This is a genomic window from Pseudosulfitobacter koreensis, from assembly GCF_024733015.1.
GTDB lineage: Bacteria > Pseudomonadota > Alphaproteobacteria > Rhodobacterales > Rhodobacteraceae > Pseudosulfitobacter > Pseudosulfitobacter koreensis.
This window is the reverse complement of sequence record NZ_JANKJG010000005.1, coordinates 218,950-228,369: the sequence shown is the minus strand read 5'-3', so window position 1 is coordinate 228,369 and position 9,420 is coordinate 218,950. Positions and strand designations below refer to the sequence as shown.

At 63.1% G+C, this 9,420-nt stretch carries 8 protein-coding genes and 1 pseudogene; 5 read left to right on the top strand and 4 right to left on the bottom strand.

The features are described from left to right. Window positions 1-109: pseudogene (locus NTA49_RS09430) on the top strand (IS5/IS1182 family transposase); the annotation flags it as partial. A 13-nt stretch (window positions 110-122) separates the two neighbouring features. Here the strand turns inward: NTA49_RS09430 and tyrS are convergent. Beyond that, window positions 123-1,373 carry a tyrosine--tRNA ligase gene (tyrS, locus tag NTA49_RS09425; protein ID WP_258294484.1) on the bottom strand — a complete coding sequence of 417 codons (1,251 nt, stop codon included), beginning with the start codon at window positions 1,371-1,373 and terminating at the stop codon, window positions 123-125. 66 nt (window positions 1,374-1,439) lie between these two features. On the opposite strand from tyrS, the gene NTA49_RS09420 reads away from it, so the two are divergent. Then, entirely contained in the window at window positions 1,440-2,546 is a 1,107-nt protein-coding gene (locus tag NTA49_RS09420; RefSeq protein ID WP_258294483.1) for an anhydro-N-acetylmuramic acid kinase, read from the top strand. Here NTA49_RS09420 and NTA49_RS09415 read toward each other — a convergent pair. Then, window positions 2,543-2,977: a cupin domain-containing protein gene (locus NTA49_RS09415; RefSeq protein WP_258294482.1), complete on the bottom strand. Its 435-nt coding sequence runs from the start codon at window positions 2,975-2,977 to the stop codon at window positions 2,543-2,545. The two genes, NTA49_RS09420 and NTA49_RS09415, sit on opposite strands and share 4 nt — an antisense overlap. A gap of 46 nt (window positions 2,978-3,023) precedes the next feature. Here NTA49_RS09415 and NTA49_RS09410 point away from each other — a divergent pair, with 46 nt between their 5' ends. The 3 genes from NTA49_RS09410 (at window position 3,024) to NTA49_RS09400 (ending at window position 6,954) form a co-directional block, all read left to right on the top strand. Further along, the gene (locus tag NTA49_RS09410; RefSeq protein ID WP_258294481.1) at window positions 3,024-4,139 is read left to right on the top strand and encodes an NAD(P)/FAD-dependent oxidoreductase; all 1,116 of its coding nucleotides are present in this window, start codon (window positions 3,024-3,026) and stop codon (window positions 4,137-4,139) included. 276 nt (window positions 4,140-4,415) lie between these two features. Further along, complete coding sequence (locus NTA49_RS09405; protein WP_258294479.1) at window positions 4,416-6,134, top strand: histidine kinase N-terminal 7TM domain-containing protein; 1,719 nt, start codon at window positions 4,416-4,418, stop codon at window positions 6,132-6,134. A 226-nt stretch (window positions 6,135-6,360) separates the two neighbouring features. Then, window positions 6,361-6,954 (top strand): hypothetical protein, encoded by a 594-nt coding sequence (locus NTA49_RS09400; protein WP_258294478.1) that lies wholly within the window; start codon window positions 6,361-6,363, stop codon window positions 6,952-6,954. 201 nt (window positions 6,955-7,155) lie between these two features. On the opposite strand, the gene eno is transcribed toward NTA49_RS09400, so the two are convergent. Both eno and NTA49_RS09390 read right to left on the bottom strand, forming a co-directional pair. Then, a complete protein-coding gene (gene eno / locus NTA49_RS09395) occupies window positions 7,156-8,430 on the bottom strand; it encodes a phosphopyruvate hydratase (RefSeq protein ID WP_258294477.1) in 1,275 nt (424 codons plus the stop codon). Continuing rightward, window positions 8,427-9,380, bottom strand: coding sequence for a DMT family transporter (locus NTA49_RS09390; protein WP_258294476.1), 954 nt, complete (start codon window positions 9,378-9,380; stop codon window positions 8,427-8,429). The genes eno and NTA49_RS09390 overlap by 4 nt, the downstream gene beginning before the upstream one ends. Between the last annotated feature and the right edge of the window lie 40 nt (window positions 9,381-9,420).

Here is a 9,420-nt window from a genome sequence, read left to right as displayed (position 1 = left end):
CTTTGCAAAAATCAAAGAGTTCAGAGGGATCGCCACAAGATACGACAAAACGGATTGCAGTTACGCAGCGTGTTGGAACCTCGTAGCAGCACTTATAGCCTCAAGATGATTGTCCACAGGCCCTAGCCCAATTGCACCAGCGCATGTCGTTTCTTGCCGGCGCTCAGCTTGATCGGCGTGGCCAGCGCACCCGCATCGATCATCAGCCCCGCATCGGTCAGCGGCGCGTCGTTCAGACGTGCGCCGTTTTCGGAAATCAGGCGCTTGGCCTCCTTGCCTGACCCGGCGAGGCCCGCTTTGACGATCAGTTGCACGATAGACATGCCGTCTCCCAGTTCCGCCTGCGTCAGCGTCAGGGTCGGCAGATCATCGCCAACGCCGCCCTTCTCGAACACCTCGCGCGCGGTGTCGGCGGCGGCCTGCGCAGCCTCGGCGCCGTGCAGCATGGTGGTCACCTCGGTCGCCAACAACGCCTTGGCCGCGTTGATCTCGGCCCCTTCGAGCGCGCCCAGGCGGTCGCACTCCTCGACCGGCAGCTCGGTATAAAGCTTGAGGAACCGGCCCACGTCGGCGTCGGTGGTGTTGCGCCAGAATTGCCAGAACTCATAGGGAGACAGCATGTCGCTGTTCAGCCAGACCGCGCCGCCCGCTGACTTGCCCATTTTCTTGCCGTCGCTGGTGCTGAGCAAAGGCGAGGTCAGACCGTAAACCTCGCCGTCGATGACACGGCGGGTCAGGTCGATGCCGTTGACGATATTGCCCCACTGGTCGCTGCCGCCCATTTGCAGAACACAGCCGTAACGGCGGTGAAGCTCCATGAAATCATAGGCTTGGAGGATCATGTAGTTGAATTCGAGGAACGACAACGACTGCTCGCGGTCCAGCCGCGACTTGACGCTTTCGAACGACAGCATTCGGTTGATCGAGAAATGCCGCCCGATGTCGCGCAGAAATTCCAGGTAGTTCAGATTGTCCAGCCATTCGGCATTGTTCAGCATGATGGCGTCGTCAGCACCGTCGCCATAGGACAGGTAGCGCGCAAATACCTGCCGGATGCCTTCGATGTTGTCGTCAATCGCCTGCGCGTCCAGCAGCGGACGCTCGTCTGACCGAAACGAAGGATCGCCGACCTTGGTGGTGCCACCGCCCATCAGGGTGATCGGCTTGCCGCCGCATTTCTGCAGCCAGCGCAGCATCATGATATTGACCAGATGCCCGACATGCAGCGATTTTGCCGTTGCGTCATAGCCCACATAGGCAGGCACCACTCCCTTCATCAGGGCATCGTCGAGGCCCTGATAGTCGGTGCAATCGGCGACAAAGCCGCGCTGTTGCATGACGTTGAGAAATTCGGAACGGGGTTTGTACGACATGTGACTTGTCCTATGACATCTGTGCGGGGCACTCTATAGGGGCCTAAAGGGCAAAGGAAAAGACCGATGAACAAGGTCAGACAGGCAGGCGTGCCGATAAGGGCACTGGGCGCGATGAGCGGGACGTCTCTGGACGGGGTCGACGCGGCGGTGATCGAGACCGATGGCGTGGAAATTTTCGGATTCGGCGACAGCGGCTATCGGCCCTATACGGACGCCGAACAGCGGGTGATTGCCGCGGGGTTCGGTCTGTGGTCGGGGCCCGAGGTCGAGGCCGCGACCAAGGTGGTGCAGGACGCGCATGTCGAAGCGCTGGCGCAGTTTCGCGATGTCGATCTGGTGGGGTTTCATGGCCAGACGCTGGCCCATGCGCCGCGCACGCAAGGCACGTTGCAGGTTGGCGACGGGGGCGCGCTGGCGCAGGCTCTGGGGCTGCCGGTAGTTTGGGATTTCCGCAGCGCCGATGTGGAAATGGGCGGCGAGGGGGCGCCTCTGGCGCCGTTTTTCCACTTTGCCTGTGCCAAGTACCTGCGGCGCGACGCGCCCGTGGCGTTCCTGAACCTGGGCGGCGTTGGCAATATCAGCTTTGTCGATCCGCGGTGCGACAAACCGGACGCGCCGGGGGCCTTGCTGGCGTTCGACACCGGCCCCGCCAACGCGCCGCTGAACGATCTGATGCAGGCGCGGTTGGGGCTGTCGCATGACGAAGGCGGCAAGGTCGCGCGCAAGGGCGATGTGGCGCATGGCGCGCTCGAGTTGTTTCTGGCAGAGCCTTATTTTGCGCGGATGCCGCCCAAGTCTCTGGACCGGAACGATTTCTCCGAGATGATCGCGCTGGTGGGCGAATTGTCGGATGCCGATGCGGCCGCCACGCTGACCGCGATGGCCGCCGCCGGTGTGGCCGAGGCGATGCAGCATTGCCCCGAAGCGCCCAGCGAAGTGCTGGTCACGGGTGGCGGGCGCAAGAACCCGGTGTTGATGCGGATGCTGTCCGTTTCGCTGGATTGTCCGGTGCGCCCGGTCGAGGATGTGGGGCTGGACGGCGACATGCTGGAGGCGCAGGCGTTCGCCTATCTTGCGGTGCGCGTGGCGCGGCGCTTGCCGACGTCGTGCCCCGGCACCACGGGCGTGCGCGCGGCGGTGGCGGGCGGGACGCTCAGCTTTCCGGGCTAACCGGCATCGGGGATGTCAAAGCCGGGCGGGGCGAGGGTGAACCCCTCGAACTGAAAACCCGGCGAGACGGTGCAGGACACCAGCGTGTGCCCGCCGGTGCTGCGTGCCGATTGCCAGTGGTCTTTCGGCACGATCACCTGCGGCGCGCCCGCGGTCAGATCGGGTGTCAGCAGATGCGTCACGGCGGGGCCTGCATCCGTGGCCGACAGGCGCAATTCCAGTGGTGCGCCTGCGTGATACAGCCAGATCTCGGTGGCATCGACCCGGTGCCAGTGGCTCTTTTCGCCCGCCTGAAGCAGGAAATAGATGCAGGTGCCGACGGGTCTGTCGTCGGGTCCATCCGAGCCATCCGCCACCCATGTCTGACGGTAATGGCCGCCCTCGGGGTGGGGCGCGAGGTTCAGATGGGCGATGATCTCTTGCGGTGTCATATCAGAAGCTTAGGGTGCAACGCGAGCAAGGCCAAGGGGGTGCGTGATGCAAGTTGTGGTGGTGGGCGCAGGTGTGATCGGGGCCTCGGTGGCCTATCATCTGGCGCGCGGCGGGGCGCAGGTGACGGTGATCGACGGCGCAGGCGTGGCTGCTGGTGCGACGGGGCGCTCGTTTGGCTGGATCAACGCCAGTTTTCATGCGGATGCGGCGCATTTTCGGCTGCGGGCGGAGAGCATGGCGGCCTATCACCGGCTGGCCGGGCAGATGGATCTGGCGCCCGTGCGCTGGACCGGGTGCCTGTGCTGGGAGGACGCGGGCGCAGGCCTCGACCAACAGGCGGCTGACCTGCAAGCCTTGGGCTACGGCGTTGAAATCATCGACCGCGCCGCATTCGCCGCGCGCGAGCCGCATGTCGCAAACCCGCCGGACCGCGCGCTGGCATTCGAGGCCGAAGGCGTGGCAGAAACCGCGCCGCTGGCGCATGCGCTGATCGAGGCCGCCATGGGTCTGGGGGCGCGGCTGCTGCTGGGCGTTCAGGCGCTGGGGGTCGAGACGCGGGGTGATGCGGTTTGCGGCGTGCGGATTGCGCAAGGGGTCATCCCCGCCGACCGTGTGGTGATCTGCGGCGGCACCGGCAGTGTCGGGCTGCTGGATGGCGTCGGCGTGGCCTTGCCGATGCTGTCGCGGCCCGGTCTGCTGCTGCGCAGCGCGCCCGTGGCACCGGTGCTGTCGCATGTGATGGCAGCCCCCGGACAGGAGTTCCGCCAGGACGTCGCGGGCCGGATCATCGCGCCGACCTCGCCGAACCACCAGTCTGACAGTGCGGACGAGGTGACCGAGCGGCCCGACCTGCTGGCCGATGCCGCGATGGCACGTCTGCAGGCAATGCTGCCCGAGGTTGCGCTGCGCTGGGAGCAGGTCACCCAGGCAATGCGCCCGGTGCCGCAGGACGGGCTGCCGGTGATGGGGCCGTGCGGGCCGCAGGGGCTGCACACGGCGGTGATGCATTCGGGGATCACGCTGGCCCCGCTGGCGGGCGAGCTGGTGGCGGCGGGGGTGCTGGACCAACCGCTGACCAACCATCAAAACGATCTTATCGCACCCTATGCGCCGCAGCGCTTTCAAGACCGAAGCGGTCATATTTTTGACCAAATGTCGTGATAGCTGCCGCGGCAGTTTGCAATATCAGACGCACGGAACACGCAATTTTCATGCTGCCTCCCGAATGGCGCAAAAAGCAGCTAAGACGAGAAATTCTAATAACAAAATCAGTTGTAGGTTGTGATTATCGGGTCTCTGAACTAGTGCTTTGGCAAAGCGCGGAGGGCCTGTTCCGTTGACTTTATTTCTATGCGGAAACCGCGAATTTCAAATGTGGAACCTGTTATTTTCAGTGAATTTTCTCAATGCTTGGTCCCTGACCTAAGCTTGCCCGCCGTGCAGTTCGTGTTTGCCACGGCACTTGTCGTCATCGCGGTGATCGTATGGGCGCGGGCCCATGACGGATTGCCGGGGCACAAGTGGTTCATCCTGGCCAAGTTCGGCGTGCTGTGGTGGCTGGTGTGCATCGGCATGGAACTGTCGGGCCCGACCGAGGCCTGCAAGGTGCTCTGGGCAAAGCTGGCCTGGCCGGGGATCGTGCTGATGCCGACGGTCTGGGCGTATTTTCTTTATGAATACGCCTTGTCGCGGACCGTGGCGCGCTCTGTCGCGCTGCTGGGGGCGGTGATCCATCCTATTTTCATCCTGATCGTGGCGCTGACCAACCCGCTCCACGGGCTGATGTACGGCCCCGACACGCAGCTGGTCGTCGAGGGGGCCACCGCCTATGTCCGCTATGATCATGGGGCCGTGTTTTATGTCGCGGTGATCTACCTGTACCTGATCATCCTGATCAGCTGCCTGATCTCGGGTCGTGCGGTCTGGGCTGCCAATCCTGTGATCAAGGGGTTCTTTTTGCGGATATTCCTGGTGACCGCGATCCCGATCGTCTTCAGCATTTCCTATAATTTCTTCGGCTTCCGCATCTTTGGCGTCGACCCGACGCCGTTTTCCTTTGCGCTGTCGATCTCATTGGTGTCGTGGATCATCCTCGACAGCCGCTGGGTCGATGTGAAGGCGATTGCGCGCGATCTGCTGTTCTATAACTCGCGCGAGCTGATCTTTGTCGTCGATGCCGAGGGCGCACTGCTGGAGACCAACCAGGCCGCGCAGCGGCTGATGCAAGAGCAGAGCGTTCCCAGGGATGCGCTGGCGGATATCGGCGGATTGGGCGCGGTCTTTGGCCAACTGATCGAACATCAGGGGCTGCCCGAGACCATGGAGGTGGAAAACGGCGGGCGCCATTTCGTGCCGCGTGCCTATCCGATTTCGGTGGGCAAGGGGCAGCGGCGGCTGGGCTGGGCGGTGTCGTTCATCGACGTCACCATGCAAAAGATCGCCGCCGAACGGGCCATCCGGTCAGAGCGTCTGCAATCGCAGTTCCTGTCCACGGTCAGCCACGAATTGCGCACGCCGTTGACGGTGATCAACGGGTCGCTGCAGCTGCTGACGATGAACCGCGATAACACATCCCAGGAACAGGCCGAGCGCCTGCTGGAACTGGCCACCAAGAACGCGACCACGCTGGCCAAGCTGGTCAATGATCTGCTCGAGACGCAGCGGCTGGACAGCTCGGACTTCAAGCTGACCTTCGCGCGGTGCAACCTGGCCGACATCGTTTCGGGTGCGGTGGACAGCATGGAGACCTATCTGCCGGACAAGGGGCTGCGGATCTTGTACAAACGCCAGCTTGAGGAAGTGCCGGTCTGGGCCGATGCGGACAGGCTGGGGCAGGTCATTGTCAACGTCCTGTCGAATGCGATGAAGTTTTCGCACCCCGGCGCCAGTGTTGACGTACAGCTTTATTCCGAGGGCGACCGGGCCTATGTCAACGTCCGGGACAGCGGTTTGGGCATCCCGCCGGGGTCCGAGGAAATGGTGTTTGGCCGGTTCACTCAGGTCGATGCGTCGGACACCAAGAAGGTCTATGGCAGCGGTCTGGGCATGCATATTTCACGTCAGTTGATCGTGCGCCACGGGGGCAGCATCCACTATGTCAGCGCGCCCGCAGAGGGGTCGACGTTTACGGTGACAATGCCGATCTACCGGGGGTAGAGGGGCCTCGTGCAAAAATGCTGCGCCTGCGAGTTGCGCAAAACAGTTTGTTTACACTTTTAAATTGAAACTCTTTGGTTGAATTTTGCGTGTCTTATGATGTGGAACAGCCTGAGAAGGGGGCGTCATTCCGGCGCATCACGGGCATGCTCCATGTCAACCTTGAAGGAGGAAACTCGTGATGAAAGGTCTTACCACAACTCTCGCAGGCGCAGCGACCGCCATGATGTTCGCAAACACAAGCGCTCAGGCGCTTGATGTCGGGATCGGCAACGGCGGCGGTGTGTCCGCAGATGTCGGTGTCGGTATCGGCGGCGTGTCCGCGGATGTCGGCGTCAGTGTTGGCGGATCGGGCGGCATCGGGGCGGATGTCGGCGCCTCGGTCGGAGGGACCGATGGTGTGAACGCCGACGTCAGCGTCGAGGTGGGCTCCACCGGTTCAGGTTCGGGGACTGGTTCCGGTACGGGCACAGGTACAGGTGCGGGCACAGGCTCTGGAATGGGCACCGGTACGCAAACGGCCACATCGTCCCAGGGCAGGTCGTCCACCAACGGCAGCCCGATGATAAGCGTCAGCAGGGTCAACTTGGCCGATATGCTGGGCGCGACCGTCCTGACCTCGGACCGCAAGGTCGTGGGCATGGTCGAGAACGTGACGGAAGGGCCGAACGGCACGATCGACACGGTCATCCGCATGAACGTGGCCTTTGGCGCAAACCGGCCCACCGTGCGGCTGCGGACCACTCGGCCCATGCGTGACAGCGACAGGCTGCAATTGGGCTATACGCAAGCCTGGCTGCTGTCGCAGATCAAGGGCTGAAGTTCGGGGAGGGGTTAAGACCCCGCATCACCCGAAGGCAAAAGCGCGCAGGGGGGCTGGCGCGCTTTTGTACTTTCATAGGTTTCCACAATGGCCAGCGACGCGGTACAGCGCGCCGCCAGCAGATCGTATTAGCCCCGGCAAAGGCGCGCCGGCGCCTCTGCGTCACCCGGAAACCGGGCGGGGCGGATTGTCAGGGTATCAGCGCAGGATGCTGCGGCCCGCGAATTCGGCGGTCTCGCCCAGGGCTTCCTCGATGCGGATCAGCTGGTTGTATTTCGCCAGCCGGTCCGAGCGCGCCAGCGAGCCGGTCTTGATCTGGCCGCAGTTGGTCGCGACAGCAAGGTCTGCAATCGTCGCGTCCTCGGTCTCGCCCGAGCGGTGCGACATCACGTTGGTAAAGCCTGCACGGTGGGCCATATCGACGGCTTTCAGCGTCTCGGTCAGGGTGCCGATCTGGTTGACCTTGACCAGCATCGAATTGGCGCAACCGCGCGCGATGCCGTCTGCCAGACGCACAGGGTTGGTCACGAAGAGATCATCGCCAACCAATTGCACCTTGTCCCCCAGCGCCTCGGTCAGAGCCTTCCAGCCGTCCCAGTCGTCTTCGGACATGCCGTCCTCGATCGAGATGATCGGATAGTCGTTCACCAGTGCCGCGAGGTAGGCCACGTTTTCCTCGGAGCTCAGTGATTTGCCTTCGCCAGACAGCTCGTATTTGCCGCCGCGGTAGTATTCGGTGGCGGCACAGTCGAGCGCCAGATAGATATCCTCGCCGGGTTTATAACCCGCCTTCTCGATGGATTTCAGAATGAAATCAAGTGCGTCGCGCGAAGAGCTGATGTTGGGCGCAAAGCCGCCCTCGTCGCCGATGCCGGTGGACAGGCCCACGGCGGACAGCTCTTTTTTCAGGGTGTGGAACACTTCGGAACCCATGCGCACCGCTTCGCGGATGTTGGTGGCCGACACCGGCATGATCATGAATTCCTGAATGTCGATGGGGTTGTCGGCATGTTCGCCGCCGTTGATGATGTTCATCATCGGCACAGGCAGAACCCGCGCCGAGGTGCCGCCGACATAGCGGTAGAGCGGCTGCGAACAGTAATCTGCCGCCGCCTTGGCTGCGGCCAGCGAAACGCCCAGGATGGCGTTGGCGCCCAGGCGGCTTTTGTTGTCGGTGCCGTCCAGTTCGATCATGATCGCGTCGATCTCGACCTGTTCGGTGGCGTCGATGCCCACCAGCGCCTCGGCGATCTCGCCGTTGACGGCGGCGCAGGCTTCCAGCACGCCCTTGCCCATATAGCGCGACTTGTCGCCATCGCGCTTTTCAACCGCCTCGTAGGCACCGGTTGAGGCACCCGAGGGAACGGCGGCGCGGCCCATGGTGCCGTCTTCGAGGATCACGTCAACTTCGACGGTGGGATTGCCCCGGCTGTCGAGGATTTCGCGGGCGTGGATGTCAATAATGGTGCTCATTGGGAAATGTCCTTTGTGCTGGGCTCGGCTGCGTCATAACTTGGGTCGATCCGCAGGGGAAGGGGTGTGATCGGCCCTGCCGTGGTTTTGCGGCCCACGCGGCGTTCGCGCCAGACCGTGTAGATGCCGGATGCCACAATAATGGTCGCCCCCACATAGGTCAGCAGATCGACGTCCTCGGCAAAGGCAACGATGCTGATGACCAGCGCGAAGACCAGCCGCGAATAGCGAAACGGCGTGACGAAGCTGATCTCGCCGATGCGCATGGCCACGACGATCCCGTAATAGGAGACCACGCCGAACGCGACCGCACCGCCCATCAGCAGCCAGTGCAGCGGTTCCGGCCGGACCAGGGGCGTGCCGCTTACCAGCAGCAGGAAGACCCCCGCAGGGATCAGCATCAGGAACGCAAGGAAGCTCAGCTGCATCGACGAGGTCGTCGCGGGCACGCGGCGTGTCGCAAGATCGCGGATCGCCAGACCCAGCACGCCCTGCAGGGCAAAAAGCGACAGGATGTCGAACCCGTCGAGACCCGGACGGATCACCAGCATCACCCCGGCAAAGCCCACAAGAATCGCGGTCCAGCGCCGCCAGCCCACGGGATCGCCCAGAAACAGGGCAGCCCCCAGTGTGACCACCAGCGGCGTCGCCTGCAGGATGGCCGACGCGGTGGACAGCGGGATCAGCGCGATCGCGGTGATGAACCCCAGCGTGCCCAGCAGTTCGCCCGCGTTGCGCAGCAGTACGGGGCCGGAAAGTGCCGCGCGCGGAAACAACACCTGATCTTGCGCGCGCACCATCACGGCAAAAATCGCAGCACCGCCGATGCCCAGCAGGCCCAGGATCTGACCGACCGGAAGATCGGTCGACAACAGCTTGATAAAGCTGTCTTCTATGGCAAAGCCCAGCATCGCCAGCACCATGATCAGCGCACCGCGTAGATTGTCCATTCTCAGCCCCATGCTTGTGTTGCCGAGGGGATGGGGATAA

Coding starts and splice junctions, on each gene's coding strand:
- tyrS (WP_258294484.1), bottom strand. CDS start 1,373: ATGTCGTACAAACCCCGTTCCGAATTTCTCAACGTCATGCAACAGCGC.
- NTA49_RS09420 (WP_258294483.1), top strand. CDS start 1,440: ATGAACAAGGTCAGACAGGCAGGCGTGCCGATAAGGGCACTGGGCGCG.
- NTA49_RS09415 (WP_258294482.1), bottom strand. CDS start 2,977: ATGACACCGCAAGAGATCATCGCCCATCTGAACCTCGCGCCCCACCCC.
- NTA49_RS09410 (WP_258294481.1), top strand. CDS start 3,024: ATGCAAGTTGTGGTGGTGGGCGCAGGTGTGATCGGGGCCTCGGTGGCC.
- NTA49_RS09400 (WP_258294478.1), top strand. CDS start 6,361: ATGTTCGCAAACACAAGCGCTCAGGCGCTTGATGTCGGGATCGGCAAC.
- eno (WP_258294477.1), bottom strand. CDS start 8,430: ATGAGCACCATTATTGACATCCACGCCCGCGAAATCCTCGACAGCCGG.
- NTA49_RS09390 (WP_258294476.1), bottom strand. CDS start 9,380: ATGGACAATCTACGCGGTGCGCTGATCATGGTGCTGGCGATGCTGGGC.